We start from the raw sequence: 22,247 nt of genomic DNA, 5'->3' as shown, positions 1-22,247 counted from the left end.
TAACAAATGGTAAATTGCGGCCGGTGGAAAATCTGGGTCTCGATAACTGGATTTCAGGGGACGGCGCGCTTGGCGATCGGCTGCAATTCGGCGGCGAAAGGCCAGGTCACATTGGACATGGTTTCGATGCCCGACGCGCTCAGTGCGGCGCCGAACAGGAAGCCCTGGACAAGATCCGGTTTCACCGAATGCAACAGGATCTTGAGTTGCTCGAATGTCTCGACGCCTTCGATGGTGACGGTGAGACCCAGGATACGGGCCAGGTCGACGACGCCCTTCAACAACTCGAGCGAGCGCGGATTCTGAGTGACATCCATCACGAAAGAGCGGTCGATCTTGATCTTGTCGAGAGGCAGCTTGTGGAGATAGCTCAGGCTGGAATAGCCGGTGCCGAAATCATCGAGGGCGATGCGCACGCCAAGCCGCTTCAGTTCCTCGATATATTGGCGCGTCTGCGACTTGTCGTCGAGCAACGCGGTTTCGGTGACTTCGATCTCCAGCCGGCCGGCGGCGAGGCCTGAACTGGCCAACGCATCGCGGACCTTGTGGATGACATCGCCGTTGCGGAAATCCCTGGCGGAAAGGTTGACCGAGACGCTGGTCTGGTCAGGCCATTTGGCGCATTCGGCGCAGGCCGCCTGGAGCACGAAAGTGCTGATCTCGGAAATGATGCCCATCTCCTCTGCCAGCGGGATGAAGACGCCGGGCGAAATCGGCCCGAGATCGGGATGGTCCCAGCGGCACAGCGCCTCGCAGCTGGCGATGCGCATGGTCTTCATGGCCACGATCGGCTGATAGACAACCCGCAGGTTCTTGCTTTCCACCGCGGTGCGCAGATCCGCCTTCATCAGCTGACGGTTGCGGAACGCGGCATCCATCGCCGCCTCGAACAGCCGCCAGCCGTTCTTGCCGAGCTCCTTGGCCTTGTAGAGCGCCAGGTCCGCCTTGACGATCATGGCGTCGACGTCGGTTCCCTCGACCTTGGACAGCACCGCGCCGGCGCTGGCCTGGATCCGCAAGCCGTGACCGGCGACGTCGACCTCGCCCTGCAGGTCGGCGAAAATCTGGTCGAGCAGGCTGGCGAGATGGCTTTCGTCCTCGATGCGGTCGAAGAACATCATGAATTCGTCGCCGCCGAAGCGGCTGACGGTAATGCCTTGCCCGGCGATCGCCGCGAGCCGTTCCGCGACGGCATAGATCAGGCCATCGCCGACAGGATGGCCGAGCGTGTCGTTGACGCTCTTGAAATCATCGAGGTCGACCACCGCCAGGCCGCACAGGCGGTCGCGCTCGCCGGAGGCCATCAGTTCGCCGACCAGTTCGTGGAAATAGGCGCGGTTCGGCAGGCCGGTGAGGTTGTCGTAGCGCGCCATGAAACGGATTTTTTCCTCCGTCTCGACACGCGCGGTCACGTCTTCAAAGGTGATGACGCCCAGTTCCTGGTTGCCCTCGCGGGCGGAGAACTCAAAGTGCTGGCCATTGGAGAAGGAAACCAGCACCTTGCGGTCGCGCCCCTCGCGCAAGGCGCGCGTCAGCTGCGCCTCGACATAGCGGCAGTCCTTCGGTGCCAGCATGCCGCCGGCAACGCCGCGCAGCAGCAATGAATGGATCGAGCGCCCGAGCAACTGGTCGGGGGATTTCAGCGACATCAGACGGGCGGCCTCGGCGTTGCCGACAACCACCTTGCCGTCCGGGCCGAGCATGACCAGGCCATGCGACATGGTGTTAAGGGCGCGGTTGAAGCGCTGCGCGATCTGTCTCGCCTGCTTGTGTCCGACAACGGCCGAAAACAGCACATTGCGGACGTGGTCGGCGCTGCCCTTGATGATGAACATGAAGGGGATGATCAGCAGGCCCAGCACGACGTAGGGCAAGTCGAACCGGAGAATGAGCGCCGCGGCGATCGGCCCGACGAAGGTGACCGCGAAGATCATGACCATGCGCGGCGAGCCGTAATTTCGGCCGACGACGGTCACCAGGGAGGCCATCGTCACCGACAGCGCCCCGATCTCGGCATAGGAGTCCGAGTAGACATAGATGGAAATGAAGCAGAAGAACCCCAGCAACAACCCTTGAAGGCTACCCTTCAGGATGTATTCGCGCTCCCACTTCGTTGCGTCGGCGGCGTCGCGAATCTCACCGCCCGAGCGGTGGAACCGCCGCAGACTGAAGTAACGCCAGACGCCGATGCCGAGCAGCGCGCCGGCGAGAGCCAGGAAAATAGGCTGGCCGTGACGCCAGTACACCATGAGGCTGATCGTGGCGTGGCAAAGCGCGCCGATCACCAGCATATGCGCGTTGTCGAACAACGAGCGCACAAACTGGATATAAACATCCACTGGGATGTTATCGGTCTTTGTTTTGCCCATTACTGGCGCCCAATGAGCCCCAGCCTTGGCATAGTCCCATTAAAAAACCTTTAGCCTGGGCTGAAACGCCTGGTTTTAGGCGCTTTTTGGATCATTCGGCGGCCTGAAGTTCCGGCCTTGCCGGTGCGTTTGCCAGGCGATCGAGCAGTCTTTGGCGCTCACCCAGGGCCTTTTCGGCGCTGGCCTGCCGGACATGGCCATAACCGCGGATGAGCGCGGGAACCGAAACGAGAGCGACCGCCGCATCGGCCCTGCCAGGCGCCAGCGACTTGGCGACGAGCTGCAGGTCACCCTCATACTGTGCCAAAAGCTGCCGTTCCGCACGCCGTTCGGCGGTATAGCCGAACAGGTCGAAAGCGGTGCCGCGCAAGCCCTTCAGCGCCGCCAGCAGGCGAAAACCCTTCATCATCCAGGGGCCGAAGCTCGATTTCCGAGGGCTTCCGTCATTGCCGCGACGTCCCATGAGCGGCGGCGCGAGATGGAATTCGAGCTTCTCGTAGCTCTGGAACTGCTTTCCAAGCTCGGCGGCAAAGGAGCCGTCGGTGTAGAGCCGGGCCACCTCGTATTCGTCCTTGATCGCCATCAGCTTGAACAGGTTCCTCGCCGCCGCCTCGGTCACAGCGGTCGAGCCGGGCACGGCCTTGGCCTCGGCGGCGCGCAGCAGCGCCAGCCTGTCGGCATAACGCCTGCCATAGGCGGCGTTCTGATAGGAGGTCAGGAAGGCGACACGGCGGGCAATGATCTCGTCCAGCGTCTGCGCGACCGGGGCGGCTTGTCCCGCCTTGCCCGGCTGGGCGACAAGGCCGCGCACGAAATCCGGCTGGTGTGCCGCGCGGCGGCCCCAGCGGAAGGCGGCGATGTTCATCGCCACCGCTTCGCCATTGAGCTCGATGGCCTTTTCGACGGCCTCTGCCGACAGCGGCAGGCCGCCATGCTGGAAGGCAAAGCCGAGCATGAACATGTTGGCGCCCAGCGAATTGCCGAACAGCGATGTGGCGGTGCGGGTGGCGTCGAAGAAATGCGCCTTGTCCTCGCCGGCGGCGGTGCGGATCGCTTTCTTCAGGCGTTCGATGGGCAGCGAGAAATCCGCCGAGCGGGCAAACTCGCCGGGCATGATCTCGGCGGTGTTGGCGAGGAAGATGGTATGGCCCTCGCGTACCGCCGTCAGCACCTTTTTGGCGCCTGACACGACGAGGTCGCAGCCAAGCACGAGGTCGGCCTTCCCCGCCGAAACGCGGATGGCATGGATATCGTCCGGCGTGCGGGCGATGCGGACATGGGTGAACACCGAGCCGCCCTTCTGGGCGAGACCGGCCATGTCGATCATGCCGCACCCTTTGCCCTCGAGATGAGCCGCCATGCCAAGCACGGCGCCGACGGTGACGACGCCGGTGCCGCCGACGCCGTCGATGATCGCCGCCCATCCCTCGGCACCCAGAGGAAATTCGGCCGGTGCCGGCACACCGTCGAGCGGATCAGTCTTGCCGGCCAGGCCCTCGGCTTTCCTGATCTTGGCGCCGTGCACGGTGACAAAGGACGGGCAGAAGCCGTTGACGCAGGAGAAGTCCTTGTTGCAGCTCGACTGGTCGATCCGGCGCTTGCGGCCGAATTCGGTCTCGACCGGCTGGATCGAGACGCAGTTAGACTGCACGCCGCAATCGCCGCAGCCTTCGCAGACCAGTTCGTTGATGAAGACGCGCTTGTCGGGATCGGGAAAGGTGCCGCGCTTGCGGCGCCGGCGCTTCTCGGCCGCACAGGTCTGGTCGTAGAGCAGGATCGAAACGCCCTTGACGTCGCGCAACTCGCGCTGGACGAGGTCGAGGTCGTCGCGGTGGTGGATGGTGGCGCCGGCGGGGAATTCGGCCTTGCCGGCATATTTGTCGGGTTCGTCGGTGACGATGGCGATGCGGTCGACGCCCTCTGCCCGCACCTGCCTGGCGATCATGTCCACCGTCAGGCCGCCCTCGTGCGGCTGGCCGCCGGTCATGGCCACGGCATCGTTGTAAAGTATCTTGTAGGTGATGTTGGCCCCGCTCGACAGCGCGAAGCGGATCGCCAGCGTGCCGGAATGGTTGTAGGTGCCATCGCCGAGGTTCTGGAAGATATGATCGCGCTTGGAGAAAGGCGCCTGGCCGACCCATTGCGCGCCTTCGCCGCCCATGGCCGTGAAGCCCAGCGTATTGCGGTCCATCCAGAGCGCCATGAAATGGCAGCCTATGCCGGCGGCGGCGATCGAGCCGTCCGGCACCTTGGTCGAGGAGTTGTGCGGACAGCCCGAACAGAAGAAGGGCGTGCGCGAACCGATGTCGGTGGCATCCGCCAGCATCGCCTGGAACTGGCGGAGCTTCGCCACCCGCGCCGAAATCTCTTCCGACGGACCGATGGTTTTCACGATCCGCTCGCCGAGGGCAATGGCGATCTCGTTGGGGTCGAGCGCGCCCTTGGCGGGAAACAGCCAGTCGCCGCGCTCATCCTTCTTGCCGACGATGACCGGCTGCACGGCGGTACCGTAGAGGTTCTCGCGCAGTTGCACCTCGATCAGCGAGCGCTTCTCCTCGACCACGACGATGGCGTCGAGGCCACGGGCAAAGTCCGCGATGTGCTGCAGGTCGAGCGGCCAGGGGCAACCGACCTTGAACAGCCGCACGCCGATGCGGTTGGCAGCCGCCTCGTCGATGCCGATATCCTCCAGGGCCTGGCGGACATCGAGATAGCTCTTGCCCAGCGTGATGATGCCTAGCTTCGGGTTGCGGCCGCCCGAATAGACGATGTGATTCAGCCCGTTGGCGTGGATAAAGGCGGAGGCCGCGGCACGCTTGTACTCGTGCAGCCGCTCTTCCTGGCCGAGCATGTCGATCTCGTGGCGGATGTTGAGGCCGCCCGGCGGCATGTCGAATTCCGGCAAGACGATGTTGAGCCGTTCGAGCGAGGCGTCGACCGAGGCCGTCGATTCGATGTTGTCCTTGACGCATTTGATCGCCGCCCAGGTGCCGGCGAAACGCGACATGGCAAAGCCATACAGGCCGTAGTCGATGATCTCCTGGACGCCGGCCGGGTTGAGGATCGGCACCATTGTGTCGACGAAGAGGAATTCGGTGGCGTGCGCGTTGGTCGAGGATTCGGCCATGTGGTCGTCGCCCATGAGAGCGAGCACACCGCCGTGCTTCGACGAGCCGGCAAGATTGGCGTGACGGAAGACGTCGCCTGAACGATCGACGCCCGGCCCCTTGCCGTACCAGACCGAAAAGACCCCGTCATGGGTGCCCTCGCCCAGCAACTCCGTCTGCTGTGATCCCCAGCAGGCGGTGGCGGCAAGCTCCTCGTTGAGGCCGGGCTGGAAGACGATGTCGGCCCCGGCAAGCTGCTTCTTCGCCTTCCACAGCTGCATGTCGAGGCCGCCGAGCGGCGAGCCGCGATAACCGGAGACGAAACCGGCCGTGTTCAGGCCAGCGCGGCGGTCGCGCTCGCGCTGCATCAGGAGCATGCGGATGACCGCCTGCGCGCCGGACAGGAAGATGCGCTCCTTTCCGAGGTCGAACTTGTCGTCGAGCGCGACATCATGCAGCGTCATCAGGCATTTCCTCTGCGAAGGCCGCGGGGCAGCAGCCAACGTCGGGATCGGATGACGCATCCTTTCTCCCCTTGCAAGGCAGGTCAAACAAAATCGAAGGGGCCAGGCAACGCGCAACAAAGAGTCCGGCGGGCGCCGGAGCACGCATGAAACCGTGCATCGACGGCGCCAACGCGTACGAAAATTCCCGCCGACACCGGCGCGGTCGGAAGGTGTCAGCCGGCTTTCGAGCAGTCCGGCTTTGGCTCGCCCGGCAGCTTGCCGTCGGGATGGCCCGCTAGGTCGGGATTGGCCGTATAGAGCTGGTCGATGACCAGCGGCCGGTCGGGCAGAATCGACTGGTCCTCCGTCGACATCAGCGTGGTGTCGATCGTCTGCAGGACGGCACCGTCGGCGCCCCTGATGCTGATGGCGATGGCATAGGGCTTGTTCTTGACAATGCAGGTCAGCGCCGGGCTCTCCAGGCTCACCTTGTCGAGCTTCGGCCAGACCTTCTGTTCGACCACCAAAGGCGCACCGCCGGCAGGATTCTGGAAGCTGGCAACCGCCACCTGGCCCTCACCCATCGGCCGCAACGGCCGCAGCGTCACCACGTAGGTCGCCCTGGCGAGACGGTAGTTGAAGACGAATATCTTGCCGGAAACCTCGAACAGCTTGCCCTCGCCGCCGGTATCGCGGCAGGCGCCGAGCGCGGCGGCGGCGATCAAGATGGCGCCGGCAACGAGAGCGCGTGAAAATCCCCTAGGCATCCTTGACCTCATGGGCCGCCAAGCGGCGGCGACGATAGTGACGACTTGCCTTCTGCCGGTTGCCGCAGACCGACATGTCGCACCAAAGACGGCTGGAATTGCGGCTTCTGTCGACAAACAGCCAGGTGCAGTTGGGACAGATCCTGAGCCTCGCGACCGTGTCGTCACGCAGCAGCGACAGTGCCGAAACCGCCAGCGCCGCCTCGAAAGCGATCGGTGTCGAGGGATTCCCGAACGGCCTTCCCGGCACACCGATCTCGGTGCGGCTGCCGGCCAGGCCCTCGGCACAGGCCCGCAGGAAATCCGGCAGGTCAGCGGTGGCGAGCGCGCCCTTCGAAACCGCGCCGCGAAACAGCCGGTCGGTCGTCTCGCGGATCGACAGCACGACAGGCGCGATTGCCGCCGGTGAGGATACCGCCAGCCGCCTGTCGCCAAGCTCGGCGGCGCGGAAGCCGCTGGCCGCATCGGCAAAGCGGGCGATTTCGACCGGATCGTCGAAGCGGTCGAATGTGCGTTGCGGATCGCCGCGCAGCACGACGGTGTTCGCCGTGTCGAGCGCAAGCAGGCCGCCAGTGAAGCGGTGCGGGGTCCAGGCAACTGTCATATCGCAAAATCTAACCGATAAATCGCATTTGACAAGTTAGATTCGACGATGCAAACCTCTGATGCGCACGGTATCGTCGCTTTGTCTTGAGCATTTTCGTCGTCCCGGACCACCGCGCATTCGGGGCGAGATGCTTCTGGTGTTGAGCATGCTCTATTTCTTCCAGCAGGTGCTGAACGGGCTGCATTCGGGCGCGCTCTATGCGCTGCTCGCCTTCGGCTACGTGCTGACCAACGGCATCCTGCACCGCACCAACCTCGCCTATGGCGCGCTGTTTGCGTTCTGTGGCCAGGCGATGATCCTGAGCGTCGCCTTCGGCTACCAGGTTCTGTGGCTGACACTGTTGGCTTCGGTGCTGTTCGGTGTCGTCGCGGCGTTCCTCTTTGCCGCGCTGATAAGCCATGTCCTGTCGCGCAGCATCTTCGAACCGCTGGCCGACCGCTCGCCCAATGCCATCGTGGTGACCACGCTCGGCATCCTGCTCGTGCTGTCGGAAGCAAGCCGAATCGCGGCCGACACGCATGATCTGTGGCTGCCGCCAATGTTGGCTCAGCCGATCGTCTTCGCCGAAGGCTCCGGTTTCAAGGCGACGCTGACGCTGATCCAGGTGCTCGACTGCGCGGTGGTCCTGGCGGCGGTCGCACTCGCCACCTTTGCGTTTGCCCACTCCAACTTCGGCCGGTGCTGGCGTGCTGTCTCGGACGATCCACGAGCCGCCGCCCTGTGCGGTGTCGACGTGCGCGGCGTGTTCCGGCGTGCCGTGCTGTTCGGCGGCTTCTGCGCCGCGCTGGCCGGCGTGATGGCCAGCCTCTACTACGGCAATGTCAGCTTCGGTTCCGGCCTGGTCTACGGGCTGAAGATCCTGTTCGTGACAGCGGTCGGCGGCTACCTTTCGCCGCCGCGGGCAGCACTGGGCGCGGCCGCCTTCGGCATGGCCGAATCACTGTGGGCCGGCTATTTCCCGGTCGAATGGCGCGATGCGTGGATGTACCTGTTCCTGGTGGCCATGCTGATCCTGATCGGCGCCGGCCGCGATACCGGCAAGGTCGTCTGAGCCCATCAGACTTTGGTTGCATGACGCAGGGGCAGACCGCCCTTGTCCCGCGCCACCCTTCATCCGCTACCGTTTTGCAGCCGCCATCCGTGTTGACCCGTCCGGCCACGCGCGGCATACCGTTGGGCCACGCGGCGTGACGGCTGAAAAGGGGGAGCCGGCACGCCTCGGATACAAGGGAGGACTGCATGGAAGGGCCGCTCGCTCTGTCGCGGGGCATCGACCGCCTCAACGAATTCATTGGCAAATCGGTATCCTGGCTGATCCTGCTGGCGATCCTGGTGAGCGCGGCCAACGCCGTCATCCGCAAGATATTCGACACCTCGTCGAATGCGTGGCTGGAACTGCAATGGTACCTGTTCGGCGCCGCCTTCATGCTGGCGGCCGCCTATACGCTGAAGCAGAACGAGCATATCCGCATCGATATCGTCTACGGCCTGTTTTCACGCCGCGTGCAACACTGGATCGACCTTCTCGGCCATATCCTCTTCCTGATGCCGTTCGTGACACTGATGGTCGTCTATTTCGTGCCCTACGTGTCGCTGTCGTTCCACAGCGGTGAAATGTCGACCAATGCCGGCGGCCTGATCGTCTGGCCGGCCAAGGCCATCCTGCTGGTCGGCTTTTTCCTGCTCGCACTCCAGGGCATTTCCGAGATCATCAAGAAGATCGCCATCATGCGCGGCGTCATGGACGATCCCAACCCCTTCATTTCCGTGCACGAACAGGCTGAACTCGAAGCCAAGGCGCTGGCCGACGAGGTGCGCTCGTGATGGAGTTCATCGCCCAGAACATGGCGCCGATCATGTTCACCTCGCTGATCCTGTTCATGCTGATCGGCTATCCCGTCGCCTTCTCGCTGGCCGCCAACGGCCTGATGTTCTTCTTCATCGGCGTGCTTTTGACGCCCTATTCGGGCGGGGCGATCAACCTCGCCTGGCCGCTGCTCTATGCGTTGCCGGACAATTTCTACGGCAGCCGGGTGATGTCGAACGACACGCTGCTGGCCATTCCGTTCTTCACCTTTATGGGCATCGTGCTCGAACGATCGGGCATGGCCGAGGACCTGCTCGACACGATCGGCCAGCTGTTCGGCCCGATCCGCGGCGGCCTCGCCTATGCGGTGATCTTCGTCGGCGCGTTGCTGGCGGCGACCACCGGCGTGGTGGCGGCATCGGTCATCGCCATGGGGCTGATCTCGCTGCCCATCATGCTGCGCTATGGCTACGACCGCCGTCTGGCGTCCGGCGTCATCGCCGCCTCCGGTACGCTCGCCCAGATCATCCCGCCCTCACTGGTGCTGATCGTTCTGGCCGACCAACTCGGCCGTTCGGTCGGTGACATGTATGCGGGTGCGCTGATCCCGGGCCTCGTGCTCACCGGTCTCTACGCACTCTACATTCTCATCGTGTCGATCTTCCGGCCGAAGATGATGCCGGCGCTGCCACTCGAAGCGCGCACACTCGGCCATGGCGTGATTTCGCTGCTGGTGGCATTGGCGGCGGCGGTGGCCATCTCCTATGCGGCGTACAGCTATCTGGCGCCGACCCATGGCGACGATGCCGACATTCTTGGCGCCTGCGTCGGCGTGATCCTGATCTATGTCGTCGCGATCGCCGACAGAAGGTTGAACATCAACATGATGTCGCGGCTGGCGCAGCAGGTCGTCATCGTGCTGATCCCGCCGCTGGCGCTGATCTTCCTGGTGCTGGGCACCATCTTCCTCGGCATCGCCACGCCGACCGAAGGCGGCGCCATGGGCGCGGTCGGCGCTCTGGCGATGGCCGCGGCAAAGGGCCGGCTGTCGCTGGATGTGATCAAGCAGGCACTGGCCTCGACGACGCGGCTGTCGTCTTTCGTGCTGTTCATCCTGATCGGCGCGCGCGTCTTCTCGCTGACCTTCTACGGCGTCAACGGCCAGATCTGGGTCGAGCACCTTCTGACCTCGCTGCCGGGCGGCGAAGTCGGCTTCCTGATCGGCGTCAACATCCTCGTCTTCTTCCTGGCCTTCTTCCTCGACTTCTTCGAGCTGGCCTTCATCATCGTGCCGCTCTTGGCGCCGGCGGCCGACAAGCTCGGCATCGACCTGATCTGGTTCGGCGTGCTGCTCGGGGTCAACATGCAGACCAGCTTCATGCACCCGCCCTTTGGCTTCGCGCTGTTCTACCTGCGCTCGGTCGCCGCGCGCGTGCCCTATCTCGACCGCATCACCGGCAGGCAGATCGCGCCGGTCACCACCGGTCAGATCTATTGGGGCGCGGTGCCCTTCGTCCTGATCCAGGTGGTGATGATCGGACTGACCATCGCCTTCCCGCAAATGGTGATGCGCTACAAGGGGACGGCGATCGATCCGGGCACGATCGACTACAAGGTGCCGGAAGTGCCCGGCCTGTCGCCGCTCGGCGCTCCGCAGGATGGTGGCGCGCCCGCCAATGGCGGCAGCGCGCCGGCCGCGCCCGGCACGCCAGATCTATCGCAGCCGCCGAGCTTCGGCGATGCGCCGCCGGCCAAGCCGGCGACACCGGCGCCGGACCTCTCGCAACCGCCGAGCTTCAATTGAGAGGGACGACGCCATGAAAGCGGTGCGGCTGGAGGCCGTGGGCAGCATCGCGCTGCGCGAGGTCGTCAAACCTGTCCCCGGCCCGGACGAGCTTCTGGTGCGGATCGAAGCCTGCGGTGTCTGCGGCACCGACCGCCACCTCTTCCATGGCGAATTCCCCTGCCGGCCACCGGTGACGCCCGGACATGAATTTTCGGGCATCATCGAGGCGGTCGGCGACACGGTCTCCGGCTTCGCCATCGGCGACCGCGTCACCGCCGATCCCAACATCGCCTGCGGGCGATGTCCGCATTGCCATGCCGGCCGGGTCAATCTCTGCCGCAATCTCAATGCCATCGGCATCCATCGCGATGGCGGCTTTGCCGAGTATGTCGTGCTGCCGCGGGAGCAGGCCTTCATCCTGCCCGCCGATCTGCCTCCAACGCATGGCGCATTCTGCGAGCCGCTCGGCTGCTGCCTGCATGGCATCGATCTTGCCGCGATCAAGCCCGGCAGTTCAGTGATCGTGCTGGGCGGCGGCGTCATCGGCCTGCTCACCGTGCAATTGGCAAGGCTGGCCGGTGCCACGACCATCATCCTGTCGACCAGACAGGCCTCGCGGCGCGCGCTTGCCGAGGAGCTCGGTGCGACGGCGACGGTCGACCCCACCGCCGCCGACGTCATTGATGCCATTCGCGGACCGGCGGGGCTGATGCCTGGCGGCGCCGACGTGGTGTTCGAATGCGCGGGCGTGCGCGAGACCGTCGAGCAATCGATGCGGCTGGCAAGGGCCGGCGGCACGGTCGTCATCGTCGGCGTGACGCCACAAGGCATGAAGGCCGAGTTCGAGCCCTTCGATCTGCTGTTCCGGGAATTGAAGGTGGTTGGCTCCTTCCTCAATCCCTACACGCATCACCGCGCCGCCGAGCTAATCGCGTCGGGCGCGATCGAGATCAACCGGCTGATCTCCAGGCAGGTGCCGCTCGAAGAGGCGGCTGATGTGATCGCCAATCCGCCGGCGCCGGGCGAGGTCAAGGTGCTGGTGGTGCCGGGTCGAAACTAGGCGGCGGGCCCTTCCGGGATCACCACGCGGCCAAATGAAAAGACCCGGGTAAGCCGAGCTTTCCGGGTCTTCTTGAGTCGATGTTCGCCTCTTACAGCTTGCCGTTGCGCTGCTGGACCATCATGAAGGTGTCGTAATTGTACTCGGCCACCTGTGCCCAGAGGTAGTGCTCCTTGCGGAAGCCCTTGATCGATTCCCAGATCTTCTTGAACGGCGCGTTCGAGGCCTCCATCTCGGCATAGACCTCGTTGGCCTTTTGGAAGCAGGCGGCCATGATCTCCTGGCTGAACGGACGCAGTTTCGCGCCGCCGGCCACCAACCGCTTCACCGCTGCGGGGTTAACATAGTCGTATTTCTGCAGCATGTCGGCATCCGCGGCTTGCGCGGCGGTGTGCAACAGCGATTTGTAAGCTGGCGAAAGCTCTTCGTATTTCGCCTTGTTGAACATCAGGTGGACGGTCGGACCACCTTCCCACCAGCCGGGATAGTAGTAGTAGGGCGCGACCTTGTAGAAGCCGAGCTTCTCGTCGTCATAGGGGCCGACCCATTCGGCGGCGTCGATGGTGCCCTTTTCCAGCGCCGGGTAGATGTCGCCGCCGGCGATCTGCTGCGGCACGACGCCGAGTTTCTGCACCACCTTGCCGGCAAAGCCGCCAATGCGCATCTTAAGGCCGGAGAGATCGGCGACCGTGTTGATCTCCTTGCGGAACCAGCCGCCCATCTGCACGCCAGTGTTGCCGCCCGGCAGCCCGAAAAGACCTTGCGTGGCGAGAAACTCGTTGAACAGGTCAATGCCGCCGCCATGGTAGTGCCAGGCGTTCATGCCGCGCGCGTTGAGCGAAAAGGGAACCGCCGCACCGAGCGCCCATGTCGGGTCCTTGCCCCAGTAATAATATGCCACCGTGTGGCAGGCCTCTACCGTGCCGGCCGTGGTGGCGTCGGCGGCCTGCAGGCCGGGCACGAGTTCGCCGGCGGCAAAGACCTGAATCTGGAAATTGCCGTCCGTGGCTTCCGACAACATCTTGGAGAACACCTCGGCGCCGCCATAGATGGTGTCGAGCGATTTCGGGAAGGACGACGCCAGCCGCCATGTCACCTTGGGATTGGATTGGGCGATCGCCGGAGCGGCAAGCGTTGCCGCCGCCGCCGCGGCGCCGACACCGGTCACGCCGGCCTTGCGAATGAACGAACGACGATCCATGCAGTTCCTCCCTTTTGGATCAACAGACCGACATTCGGGAAATCCTCGGCTCCCCGTATCGGTTGGCCGAAACAATACACGGGCAAGAAGTCTAGTCCAGCACGGCGGCGTGATTTGGTAACCGAGCCATGCGGCCCTGCAACTATAGTCTAACGGGGGATTTGGTGGCCCATGCGACACGCCGAAACTTGCCATGGAAAAACCACAGCGGATCGCCTATTTTGAAGGCAGGATAGACCTTGCCAGATGGAAACCAGAGCCAAAATGCAGCAGCCGCTCGTCGCCATATCGACCGACGTCCGTCAGTTCGACAACTACACCTGGCATGCCGCCCCTCAGCAATATCTGGAAGCCGCAATCACCGGTGCGGGCGTGTTCCCGCTGCTGGTGCCGTCGTTCGGCGACAGGCTCGACTTCGACGAACTTTTGTCCTCGGTCGACGGTGTCATGGTCACCGGCTCGAAATCCAACGTGCACCCCTCGCTTTACGGCGGCGATGCCAGCGAAGCCAACGGCCCTTATGATCCGGCGCGCGACGCCACCACGCTGCCGCTGATCCGCCGGGCGATCGAGCGCGGCGTGCCGCTGCTCGCCATCTGCCGCGGCATCCAGGAGCTGAATGTCGCGCTCGGCGGCACGCTGGGCACCGAGATCCAGGAACGCGAGGGCTCGCTCGACCACCGCGCGCCAGTGAGTGACAATCAGGACGAGCGCTTCGGCATCCGCCAGAAGGTGACCATCAGGCCCGGCAGTTGTCTGGCCGGCGTCTTCGGCGAGGGCGACATCATGGTCAATTCCGTGCATCGCCAAGCCGTCGACCGGCTCGGCTCGAAACTGCAAATCGAGGCCGTCGCAACCGACGGGACGGTCGAAGCGGTTTCGGTCAGGGATGCCCGGGCTTTTGCCGTTGGCGTCCAGTGGCATCCGGAATACTGGGTCAAATCGGACAGCAACTCGGCCAAGATCTTCCGCGCCTTCGGCGATGCGGTGCGCCTGCATGCAGCGGCAAAGGCTGGCTCGCGCGCTGCCGCGGAATAATCAGTCGTCAGTCTTCCGGTCGCCCGCCAGTGAAAGCAATGGCGTGGCTGGTGCATAGGATTCGTACCCGTCGCCATCAGCCACGGCGAAGGTGACGATCGGATCGATGCCGTCGGCGCTGAAGGCGACCGTGCCATCCTCTTCTTCGCGCCAGAATTTTGCCTGCTCGATGCCTGGCAAGAGCCGGCGGCAGGTCGGAGCCACCGTCAGCAACGACAGCCCCTGTGAAATCGAGGCGCCACGCTTGACCATGCAAGCCCCCTCGTCACCATTGGCGACCAGTCTGTAGGTATTATCCGTTGGCGTGGCCTCTTCGGCGGCGCTTTCCCCGCTGCCGCCGTGAAAGACCTGAACGCCGCCGAACACGGCGACGGCAGCGATAAAGACGGGAAGCGTTTTCATTCTGGTCTTCATCCACAGATGACAGGCAGGATGAAGAATGATTTCAAAGGGTTAAGCTGGCGTTAATAAGTGTGGCAAACTGCCACTCAGCCGCGATCCTTGACATGCGCCGTCTCCGGCACCGGTGTCAGCGCCCGGCGTTCGGTGAACCAGGAAACCAGATTGTCGACGCACAGATCGGCCATGGCGCGGCGCGTGTGCTCCGAGGCCGAGCCGACATGCGGCAAAAGAGAGGTGTTGGGAGCGTCGAGCAACGCCTTGGGCACGTTCGGTTCGTCGGCGAAGACATCGAGCCCGGCTGCGGCGATGGTGCCGTCTGCTAGGGCTGCCGCCAGTGCTGCCTCGTCGACCGTGCTGCCGCGGCCGATGTTGACGAAGACGCCGTTGGCGCCGAGCGCCGACAGGATCTCGGCATTGACCGCCTTCTGCGTCGAGGCCCCGCCAGGCGCCACCGAAATCAGCGTGTCGACCGCTTCGGCCAGGCCCTTCAGCGTCGGGTGATACTGATAGGAAAGACCTTCGACACGGCGCCGGTTGTGATAGGCGACCGGCAGGCCGAACGCCTCGAGCCGCCGGGCAATGGCTTGCCCGATGCGGCCCATGCCGAAAATGCCGACGCGGCGCGCGCGCAAGGTCAGCCGGCTCAGCGGATAGTTGCCCTTGCGCACCCAGCTGCCGTCACGCAGCCAGTTTTCCGCGCGCGGCAGGTCACGGACCGTGTTGATCAGCAGCCCGATCGCGGTGTCGGCTACCTCGTCTGTGAGGACGTCGGGCGTGTTGGTGACCATGATGTTCTTTGCCGCGGCATGGCCGACATCAACCGAGTCATACCCAACCCCAAAGGAAGCGATGAGTTCGAGATTGGGCAAGGCATCCATCATTGCCGCGCTGATGCCGGCAAAGGAGGCTATGCCACGCACCGTGCGGCGCATCTCGTCGGTGACCAGCGCCGGATCGGCGCGCTCGATCCCGACCCGGTTGAAGGTACGATCGATGCGCCCGACGGCATGGTCGCTGAAGTCCGCCGGCACCAGAATGGCGACGGCTTGCAGCTGTTCGGCCTTGGTCATGCACGCTCCACCGGCTTGCCGGTGGACTGGCGCACATGCAGTTCCGGCTTGATCAATTCCTGCGAGGGCCGCACTGTCTGCCCGTTGAGCTTGTCGAGCAGCGCGCTGGCGGCGCGGCGGCCGACCTCGCGCTGGCCGTTCCAGACGGTGGTCAGTGCCGGCGTGGCGATCGCCGCCTCCTCGAGATCGTCATAGCCGGTGACGGAGATGTCGATGCCCGGCACCAAGCCGGCACGGGCAATGCCGTTCATCAGGCCGATGGCGACGAGGTCGTTCCAGCAGCAGGCGGCGGTCGGCTTGTCCTTCAGCGCCAGGAACTGCCCGGCAGCCTCGAAGCCGGCCTGCTTGGTGCGCGGGCCGGCGATGCGCCAGGACGGCCTGACTTCGAGCCCAGCCGCCTCCATGGCGTTGACATAGCCCTGGTAGCGGTCGCGGCCGGTCGAGGTCTGGTCGGTGCCGCCGATCATGGCGATGCGCTTGTGGCCGAGCGAGATCAGATGGTTGGTGGCAAGCCCGGTGCCATAGGCGTCGTCGCCGCGAAACACCGGCACGTCGGCGCCCTCGACGGTGCGGGCGATCAGCACCGCCGGCAGGCCGTTTTCCTCGGCCATCAGGATATCGGAAGCCGGCGTGCCGATGGCCGGCGACATGATGACGCCGTCGGCGCCAAGCTGCAGCAGCGTGTCGATGAAAGTGCGCTGCTTTTCGAGCTGGTCGTAGTGATTGGACAGGATGAAGGTCTGCCGGCTGCGGTCGAGCTCGCTCTCGATCGAGCGCAGGATTTCGGCGAAGAACGGGTTCATGATATCGTGCACGACGACGCCGACAATGCCCGAGCGTGAAGTGCGCAGGCTGGCGGCGCGGCGGTTGTAAATATAGCCGATGGCGCGCGCATGTTCCTTGATGCGATCACGCGTCGAGCCGGCCACCAGCGGACTGTCGCGCAGCGCCAGGGACACGGTGGCCGTGGACACGCCGAGTGCATCGGCGATCGTCGAAAGCTTGATTTTTTGTGCCAGCGCCTTGCGCTCCCCGAACGACCCGAATTTCGACCTAAACTGTTTAAAGGCGGCGTTATGCCACCGATCGGGAGCAAATCAAAGTTTTTTTGCCAGCGCTTCCGCCTCGACATCGGAGGCCGCGCGGCTCCGCAGCCGGAGCCGGTGCTCGCGATGGACGATGTAGAGGCCGCTGGCAACGATGATGGCCGCGCCGACCAGTGTCCAGCGGTCGGGAAACTGCTTGAAGACAATCCAGCCGGAAATGATCATCCACACCATCTGCGAGTAGGGATAGGGGGCCAGTGCCGTGGTCGTCGCCAGCCGATAGGCCTGCACCAGCAGCCAGTGCCCGACACCGCCGAACACGCCAAGCATGAGCAGGACGAACCAGTGCCAGCCATCATGCGGCAGCGAGAATGAGAACGGCAGCATGGGCAAAAGCAGCACCGCCGGCGCCAGCGCCGAGAACAGGATCAGGCTTTCCGACGTCTCGGTCGCCGACATGCGGCGCGTCATGATGACATAGAAGCTGTTCGACAGCATCGAGCCGAGCGCGAAGAGGTGGCCGATGCCGAAAACGCCGACACCTGGCCTTGTGATGATCAGAACTCCGGCGAAGGCGGCGAGGATGGCCAGCCAGCGCCGCCAGCCTGCCCATTCACCAAGCAGCGGGCCGGCAAGTGCGGTGATCACCATCGGCCCGAAGAAATAGATCGACGTCGTCTCGGCCAGTTGCAGGGAGCGGAGCGCCAGGATGTTGCACATGGTCGAGCCGAACAGGAACACACCGCGCAACACATGCGCCGGCAGGTTGACCGGGCGAAATCGCATGGGTTGCCGCCAGCCGCGCAGCAATGCGCCGACCAGCACGACATGCACGGCAAAGCGCACCCAGGCGACGATCAGCGCGGAAACGCCGGCCAGGACGAGATATTTGCTTGAGGTGTCGAGGAAAGTGAAGAAGACATAGGTGGCAAGCATGCACAGGATCGCCACCGGCGGCGTCGCGCTTTCGACATATCTCTGGGAAGCACTCACTTGCAGGCCGGGGAAAAGCTGGGCTGGAACCCACCTTTGCTGGAATTGTGACTTCCCGGCAAGCCAATTGTCGCCCGCTGCTGTGCCAAGGCCGGCTGGCACAACAACAGAAGCCGGCAGGCTTAGTCCAGGCTTGCCTGCTATGCATGCATGCGGGCGCCCTTGGTGATCTTGTCGACGAGCTTCTTCTCGGCGCGCAGCGCGATGCCGACCACCTTGGCGTCTTCCGGCGCGAATTCGGCGAAGACGGCGCGGTTGGCGGCGTCGAAGCCGGTCGAGAACATCTCCTCGACATAGAGCGAACTCGTCACGCCACGCTCCAGCGCGCGCCGGTGGATCGCGCTCAGCGTCACCTGGTCGGCCGACAGCACGATGACCGGCTGGATCGACAGCGGGTTATAGAGATTGCCTGATCGGTCGCGATAGGGTTCGCCGATGATTTCGGGAAACTGCGCGACGATGCCGCTGGTCAGGAAGGCGGTGACGTTGAGTTTCTGCCAGACGGGCAGATCTTCCCGCAGCACGATTGCAAATTTCGTATCGAACATGAGAAAATGGACCATTCAAGCTTGCGCCCCGATTTTCGAGGCTGAGGGAGACGATGGCGTTGGAACTAGACCGCCGGGCCTTCGAGGGTCTTGGACGTTTGTGCGCCGATGCGGCTGAGAACTGCATCATTTCCGCTCCCGACCCCGCTGGGATGGAGCGGATCGAGGCGCGGTTCCACGGCAGTGCCTTCGATCTGCATCGCCATGACACCTATGCGATCGGGGTGACGCTGCAGGGCGTGCAGACCTTTCGCTATCGGGGCGCGACGCGGCTAAGCCTGCCCGGCCAGATCATCGTGCTGCATCCCGACGAATTGCATGATGGCGGCGCCGGTACCGAGGACGGGTTGCGCTACAGGATGCTCTATCTCGAACCGTCGCTGATGCTGGACTGCCTTGGCGGCGCTTCCCTGCCCTTCGTCGGGGATGCCGTCGTGAGCGACGACACCTTCTGCGCAACGCTGCTCTCGGCACTGGGGCCGCTGCAACAGGAGCTCGACGAGCTGTTTGTCGACGACTTCCTGACGCAATTGATGCAGAGCCTGGCGCGGCATGCCGGCCAGCCGGCGAAGCCGATGGCCAGGACGGCCTGGCGGGCCGCCGCCCTGGCGCGGGACTATCTCACGGAGAACGTCACGCGCCCCGTGCGTTCCGGCGAACTGGAAGCCATCACCGGACTCGACCGCTACGCCTTGTCGCGGCATTTCCGCGCCGCTTTCTCGACCAGCCCGCATCGTTTCCTGGTGATGCGCCGGCTTCAGCGCGCGCGGCGGATGATCATCGCCGGCGAACCCTTGGCGCAGATCGCCGTCGAGGCCGGCTTCACCGACCAGAGCCACTTCAACAGGCAATTCAAGAAGGCGTTCGGCATGACGCCGGGGCGCTGGTCCTCGCTGACAAGGGACTCTGCCCCGGCGGCAGCCTGACGTTGCGATCAGTCGTCCGACTCGGCGTCGTCGTCGATCAGCACCAATTCCTCGTTGGAGAGGTTGGCCTCGATGCGGGCAAGCAGCTTGAAAAGCGCCTTCTGATCCTTCTTGTCGAGGCCCTTCAGCGCCTGCTTTTCGGTCTTCTTCACCGACTTCTCGATGGCGCGGATGGTTTCTCGGCCGCTGTCGGTGAGAAAGATGTGCGCCTGGCGGGCATCGGCTTCCGATGCGCGCTTTTCCAGAAAACCCTGCGCCTGCAGCCGGTTGATGGTCTTGGTAATGGTCGGCGGGCGCACGCCAAGGCGACCGGCAAGATTACCCGGCGTCTGGCCGTCCTCGCGGTCGAGCGCCAGCATGATCTGGTCCTGGCCGGCATAGAAGCCGTGCGCCAGAAGCCGGGCAGCCAACGCGGTTCTTGCCAGCCTGGCCGCCGAATGCAGCCGGCTCATTGTTGCAGTCTTGTCCGCCTTGGCCATGGTCATCCCTCTTCGGCCGTGCCGGTGCGTGGAGCATAGACGCAGCCGGCCGGTTGGCAATCGACGATAGAAAAGATTCCGGCGCTCCAAACAGCTTTGCCGGCAAGCATTGCGGTGTTCGCCGTGGTGATGCCAGATGTTTATTTCAGTTAGATGACAAACGAGTTTCCGAAATACCGGATTCACAGCGACCACGTCCCAGACGCGACGTGACATTGACAGCCCCTGCCAAGACGCCTCCTTTGTCGTTCCCGCCTTTCAGCATCGCCGAGTACGGATCTTTCCCCCGACAGTAACCACAGGGATAACCCCGGCCGGCCGCTTTGGCCCATTGGTTTGCCCCGTGCAAAAGCCCGGAACACACCCTATATGGGACCGACAATCCCTTTTTCACGGCCTGGATTTTCAAGGCCTGGTCATTTCGAGGCAAGTCATGAGCGACGCACAGACGCAGATCCCCGTAACCGTTCTTACCGGCTATCTCGGTGCCGGCAAGACGACGCTCCTCAACCGCATCCTGTCGGAGAACCATGGCAGGCGCTACGCCGTCATCGTCAATGAATTCGGCGAAATCGGCATCGACAACGACCTGATCGTGGAATCCGACGAGGAAATCTACGAGATGAACAATGGCTGTGTCTGCTGCACGGTGCGTGGCGACCTGATCCGCGTCGTTGAAGGCCTGATGCGCCGCCCCGGCCGCTTCGACGCCATCGTGGTCGAGACCACGGGTCTCGCCGATCCGGTGCCGGTGGCACAGACCTTCTTCATGGACGACGACGTGCGCTCCAAGACCAAGCTCGATGCCGTGGTGGCGCTGGTCGACGCCAAGCATCTGCCGCTCAGGCTCAAGGATTCCAAGGAGGCCGAGGACCAGATCGCCTTTGCCGACGTCGTCGTGCTCAACAAGACCGACCTTGTCACTCCGGAAGAACTCGCCAAGGTCGAGGCGACGATCCGCGCCATCAATCCGGCGGCCAGGATCCACCGCACCACGCGCGCCGGCGTCGCCCTGTCGGAAGTGCTCGACCGCGGCGCTTTCGACCTGTCCCGGGCGCTGGAAAACGATCCTCATTTCCTCGAGGCGCATGACGACCACCATCATCATGACCACGATCACGATCATCATGATCATGACGGGCATGACCATCATCACCATGACCACGCGCACGCTTCCGACATCCATGACGTGACGGTGCAGTCCGTGTCGTTGCGCGGCGGCGAGATGGACCCGAAGAAATTCTTCCCGTGGATCGAGAAGATCACCCAGATGGAAGGTCCGAACATCCTGCGGCTGAAAGGTATCATCGCGCTCAAGGGCGATGACGAGCGCTATGTCATCCAGGGCGTGCACATGATCATCGAAGGCGACCACCAGCGCGCCTGGAAGGATGGCGAGAAGCATGAGAGCCGGCTGGTGTTCATCGGCCGCGAACTGGATGCCGAGCGGCTGAAGAAGAGTTTTGATGCCTGCCAGGCGGCTTGATTTCCAAGCCTTATAACGCTAGCGCTGCCTTTTTTCCTTCTCCCCTTGTGGGGGAAGGTTAGCGCCACACCTGGCCGCGCTGGCGACTTCCAGGGATGGCGACAAATCTCATTGGAACGGTTCTGATGCCCACAGTCGCCCCCCTCGATCTCGAAGGCCATTGCCTAGCCGCCGTCTTCCTTGGCGACGTGCCGCATTTCGCGCTGGCCGATGGCGCCATCCATCGGCTCGACAACGGCCACAAGACGACGCAGGCAAATGACGGGTTGCTCGCCACCTTCCACGATGCGGCAAACGATCGGCTGATCACCGGCGGCGAGGACGGCAAGGTGTTTGCCGTTGCTGCGGGCGGCAATGTCGGGGAATTGGCCAACGCCGGAAAAAAGTGGATCACCAGCGTCGCCGCCGGGCCGCAGGGCGCCATCGCCTACGCCACAGGCAAGACCGCCTTCGTGCGCTTCGCCGATGGCAAGACCAGGGAATTCGCCCATCCGCGTTCGGTCGAGGGGCTGGCGTTTTCGCCCAAGGGCATGCGCTTCGGTGTCGCCCGCTACAATGGCGCGACGCTGCATTTTCCGGCCGCCGAGGGCAAGCCGGTGGAACTCGAATGGGCCGGCGCTCACACAGGCATCACCTTCTCGCCCGATGGCGCCTTCCTCGTCACAACGATGCAGGAGAACGCACTGCATGGCTGGAAGCTGGCCGACGGCAAGCACATGCGCATGAGCGGCTATCCCGGCAAGGTCAAGAGCCTGTCATGGAGCGTCAAAGGCAAATGGCTGGCGAGTTCCGGAGCCCCGGCGGCGATCGTCTGGCCGTTTTCCGGCAAGGACGGGCCGATGGGCAAGGCGCCGCTGGAACTCGGCACGCGCGGCAATACGATGGTGACCTGCGTCGCCTGCCATCCAAGCCAGGATGTCGTGGCGATCGGTTATGACGACGGCATGGTGATCGCCGCCCGTTTCGCCGATGCCAAGGAAGTGTTGTTGCGCCGGCAAGGCAAGGGCCCCATCACATCGATGATGTGGGACAAGGAAGAACGGCGCATCGCCTTCGGCAGTGCCGCGGGCGACTGCGGCGTCATCGACATCACGGCATAGTTCACATAG

The 22,247-nt window shown here is 63.9% G+C and carries 19 protein-coding genes; 8 read left to right on the top strand and 11 right to left on the bottom strand.

All coding sequences use genetic code 11. The annotated features are described in order from the left end of the window. Nucleotides 1–53 precede the first annotated feature (53 nt). From AC1VON_RS07050 to AC1VON_RS07035, 4 genes are all read right to left on the bottom strand, one after another. Nucleotides 54–2,369: a putative bifunctional diguanylate cyclase/phosphodiesterase gene (locus tag AC1VON_RS07050; protein ID WP_483121169.1), complete on the bottom strand. Its 2,316-nt coding sequence runs from the start codon at nucleotides 2,367–2,369 to the stop codon at nucleotides 54–56. A 91-nt stretch (nucleotides 2,370–2,460) separates the two neighbouring features. Beyond that, a complete protein-coding gene (locus AC1VON_RS07045; RefSeq protein ID WP_483121167.1) occupies nucleotides 2,461–5,940 on the bottom strand; it encodes an indolepyruvate ferredoxin oxidoreductase family protein in 3,480 nt (1,159 codons plus the stop codon). Nucleotides 5,941–6,155: 215 nt separating this feature from the next. Beyond that, nucleotides 6,156–6,689, bottom strand: a complete 534-nt coding sequence (locus AC1VON_RS07040) for a hypothetical protein (protein ID WP_483121165.1) — start codon at nucleotides 6,687–6,689, stop codon at nucleotides 6,156–6,158. Then, a complete protein-coding gene (locus AC1VON_RS07035; protein WP_172347308.1) occupies nucleotides 6,682–7,293 on the bottom strand; it encodes a CGNR zinc finger domain-containing protein in 612 nt (203 codons plus the stop codon). Before AC1VON_RS07035 ends, AC1VON_RS07040 begins: the two co-directional genes overlap by 8 nt. A 148-nt stretch (nucleotides 7,294–7,441) precedes the next feature. Between AC1VON_RS07035 and AC1VON_RS07030 the strand changes: the two genes are divergently transcribed. From AC1VON_RS07030 to AC1VON_RS07015, 4 genes are all read left to right on the top strand, one after another. Further along, nucleotides 7,442–8,347, top strand: a complete 906-nt coding sequence (locus AC1VON_RS07030; RefSeq protein ID WP_483126283.1) for a branched-chain amino acid ABC transporter permease — start codon at nucleotides 7,442–7,444, stop codon at nucleotides 8,345–8,347. A 188-nt stretch (nucleotides 8,348–8,535) separates the two neighbouring features. Further along, a complete protein-coding gene (locus AC1VON_RS07025; protein ID WP_172347310.1) occupies nucleotides 8,536–9,120 on the top strand; it encodes a TRAP transporter small permease subunit in 585 nt (194 codons plus the stop codon). Further along, entirely contained in the window at nucleotides 9,120–10,907 is a 1,788-nt protein-coding gene (locus tag AC1VON_RS07020; protein WP_483121163.1) for a TRAP transporter large permease, read from the top strand. The genes AC1VON_RS07025 and AC1VON_RS07020 overlap by 1 nt, the downstream gene beginning before the upstream one ends. Before the next feature lie 13 nt (nucleotides 10,908–10,920). After that, nucleotides 10,921–11,949 carry a zinc-dependent alcohol dehydrogenase family protein gene (locus AC1VON_RS07015; protein WP_483121161.1) on the top strand — a complete coding sequence of 343 codons (1,029 nt, stop codon included), beginning with the start codon at nucleotides 10,921–10,923 and terminating at the stop codon, nucleotides 11,947–11,949. A gap of 91 nt (nucleotides 11,950–12,040) precedes the next feature. Here AC1VON_RS07015 and AC1VON_RS07010 read toward each other — a convergent pair whose 3' ends face one another. Next, the gene (locus AC1VON_RS07010) at nucleotides 12,041–13,150 is read right to left on the bottom strand and encodes a TRAP transporter substrate-binding protein (protein ID WP_172347313.1); all 1,110 of its coding nucleotides are present in this window, start codon (nucleotides 13,148–13,150) and stop codon (nucleotides 12,041–12,043) included. A 246-nt stretch (nucleotides 13,151–13,396) separates the two neighbouring features. On the opposite strand from AC1VON_RS07010, the gene AC1VON_RS07005 reads away from it, so the two are divergent. Beyond that, nucleotides 13,397–14,188, top strand: coding sequence for a gamma-glutamyl-gamma-aminobutyrate hydrolase family protein (locus tag AC1VON_RS07005; protein WP_246740856.1), 792 nt, complete (start codon nucleotides 13,397–13,399; stop codon nucleotides 14,186–14,188). Here AC1VON_RS07005 and AC1VON_RS07000 read toward each other — a convergent pair whose 3' ends face one another. The 5 genes from AC1VON_RS07000 to AC1VON_RS06980 form a co-directional block, all read right to left on the bottom strand. Further along, on the bottom strand, nucleotides 14,189–14,590 hold the full coding sequence (locus AC1VON_RS07000; RefSeq protein ID WP_172347314.1) for a hypothetical protein: 402 nt from the start codon (nucleotides 14,588–14,590) through the stop codon (nucleotides 14,189–14,191). It lies immediately after the preceding gene. A gap of 86 nt (nucleotides 14,591–14,676) precedes the next feature. Further along, on the bottom strand, nucleotides 14,677–15,660 hold the full coding sequence (locus AC1VON_RS06995; protein WP_483121158.1) for a 2-hydroxyacid dehydrogenase: 984 nt from the start codon (nucleotides 15,658–15,660) through the stop codon (nucleotides 14,677–14,679). Further along, entirely contained in the window at nucleotides 15,657–16,679 is a 1,023-nt protein-coding gene (locus AC1VON_RS06990; protein WP_140606744.1) for a LacI family DNA-binding transcriptional regulator, read from the bottom strand. The genes AC1VON_RS06995 and AC1VON_RS06990 overlap by 4 nt, the downstream gene beginning before the upstream one ends. Before the next feature lie 78 nt (nucleotides 16,680–16,757). Further along, a complete protein-coding gene (locus AC1VON_RS06985) occupies nucleotides 16,758–17,699 on the bottom strand; it encodes a DMT family transporter (protein WP_081295048.1) in 942 nt (313 codons plus the stop codon). 140 nt (nucleotides 17,700–17,839) lie between these two features. Next, a complete protein-coding gene (locus tag AC1VON_RS06980; protein WP_483126282.1) occupies nucleotides 17,840–18,247 on the bottom strand; it encodes a DUF2000 family protein in 408 nt (135 codons plus the stop codon). A gap of 53 nt (nucleotides 18,248–18,300) precedes the next feature. Between AC1VON_RS06980 and AC1VON_RS06975 the strand changes: the two genes are divergently transcribed. After that, the gene (locus tag AC1VON_RS06975) at nucleotides 18,301–19,173 is read left to right on the top strand and encodes an AraC family transcriptional regulator (protein WP_483121156.1); all 873 of its coding nucleotides are present in this window, start codon (nucleotides 18,301–18,303) and stop codon (nucleotides 19,171–19,173) included. Nucleotides 19,174–19,181: 8 nt separating this feature from the next. Here AC1VON_RS06975 and AC1VON_RS06970 read toward each other — a convergent pair whose 3' ends face one another. Next, the gene (locus AC1VON_RS06970; protein WP_032933964.1) at nucleotides 19,182–19,652 is read right to left on the bottom strand and encodes a MarR family winged helix-turn-helix transcriptional regulator; all 471 of its coding nucleotides are present in this window, start codon (nucleotides 19,650–19,652) and stop codon (nucleotides 19,182–19,184) included. 433 nt (nucleotides 19,653–20,085) lie between these two features. On the opposite strand from AC1VON_RS06970, the gene AC1VON_RS06965 reads away from it, so the two are divergent. Further along, a complete protein-coding gene (locus AC1VON_RS06965) occupies nucleotides 20,086–21,138 on the top strand; it encodes a CobW family GTP-binding protein (protein WP_483121154.1) in 1,053 nt (350 codons plus the stop codon). A gap of 125 nt (nucleotides 21,139–21,263) precedes the next feature. Continuing rightward, on the top strand, nucleotides 21,264–22,238 hold the full coding sequence (locus AC1VON_RS06960) for a WD40 repeat domain-containing protein (protein WP_483121152.1): 975 nt from the start codon (nucleotides 21,264–21,266) through the stop codon (nucleotides 22,236–22,238). Nucleotides 22,239–22,247 lie beyond the last annotated feature (9 nt).

Source organism: Mesorhizobium sp. HAY1-8B, from assembly GCF_056868045.1.
This window is presented reverse-complemented; position numbering and strand designations above follow the sequence as displayed.

Bases quoted from the DNA above. Each gene is read 5' to 3' on its own strand.
- AC1VON_RS07050 (WP_483121169.1), bottom strand. From the start codon at position 2,369: ATGGGCAAAACAAAGACCGATAACATCCCAGTGGATGTTTATATCCAG.
- AC1VON_RS07045 (WP_483121167.1), bottom strand. From the start codon at position 5,940: ATGACGCTGCATGATGTCGCGCTCGACGACAAGTTCGACCTCGGAAAG.
- AC1VON_RS07040 (WP_483121165.1), bottom strand. From the start codon at position 6,689: ATGCCTAGGGGATTTTCACGCGCTCTCGTTGCCGGCGCCATCTTGATC.
- AC1VON_RS07035 (WP_172347308.1), bottom strand. From the start codon at position 7,293: ATGACAGTTGCCTGGACCCCGCACCGCTTCACTGGCGGCCTGCTTGCG.
- AC1VON_RS07030 (WP_483126283.1), top strand. From the start codon at position 7,442: ATGCTCTATTTCTTCCAGCAGGTGCTGAACGGGCTGCATTCGGGCGCG.
- AC1VON_RS07025 (WP_172347310.1), top strand. From the start codon at position 8,536: ATGGAAGGGCCGCTCGCTCTGTCGCGGGGCATCGACCGCCTCAACGAA.
- AC1VON_RS07020 (WP_483121163.1), top strand. From the start codon at position 9,120: ATGGAGTTCATCGCCCAGAACATGGCGCCGATCATGTTCACCTCGCTG.
- AC1VON_RS07015 (WP_483121161.1), top strand. From the start codon at position 10,921: ATGAAAGCGGTGCGGCTGGAGGCCGTGGGCAGCATCGCGCTGCGCGAG.
- AC1VON_RS07010 (WP_172347313.1), bottom strand. From the start codon at position 13,150: ATGGATCGTCGTTCGTTCATTCGCAAGGCCGGCGTGACCGGTGTCGGC.
- AC1VON_RS07005 (WP_246740856.1), top strand. From the start codon at position 13,397: ATGGAAACCAGAGCCAAAATGCAGCAGCCGCTCGTCGCCATATCGACC.
- AC1VON_RS07000 (WP_172347314.1), bottom strand. From the start codon at position 14,590: ATGAAAACGCTTCCCGTCTTTATCGCTGCCGTCGCCGTGTTCGGCGGC.
- AC1VON_RS06995 (WP_483121158.1), bottom strand. From the start codon at position 15,660: ATGACCAAGGCCGAACAGCTGCAAGCCGTCGCCATTCTGGTGCCGGCG.
- AC1VON_RS06980 (WP_483126282.1), bottom strand. From the start codon at position 18,247: ATGTTCGATACGAAATTTGCAATCGTGCTGCGGGAAGATCTGCCCGTC.
- AC1VON_RS06975 (WP_483121156.1), top strand. From the start codon at position 18,301: ATGGCGTTGGAACTAGACCGCCGGGCCTTCGAGGGTCTTGGACGTTTG.
- AC1VON_RS06970 (WP_032933964.1), bottom strand. From the start codon at position 19,652: ATGGCCAAGGCGGACAAGACTGCAACAATGAGCCGGCTGCATTCGGCG.
- AC1VON_RS06965 (WP_483121154.1), top strand. From the start codon at position 20,086: ATGAGCGACGCACAGACGCAGATCCCCGTAACCGTTCTTACCGGCTAT.
- AC1VON_RS06960 (WP_483121152.1), top strand. From the start codon at position 21,264: ATGCCCACAGTCGCCCCCCTCGATCTCGAAGGCCATTGCCTAGCCGCC.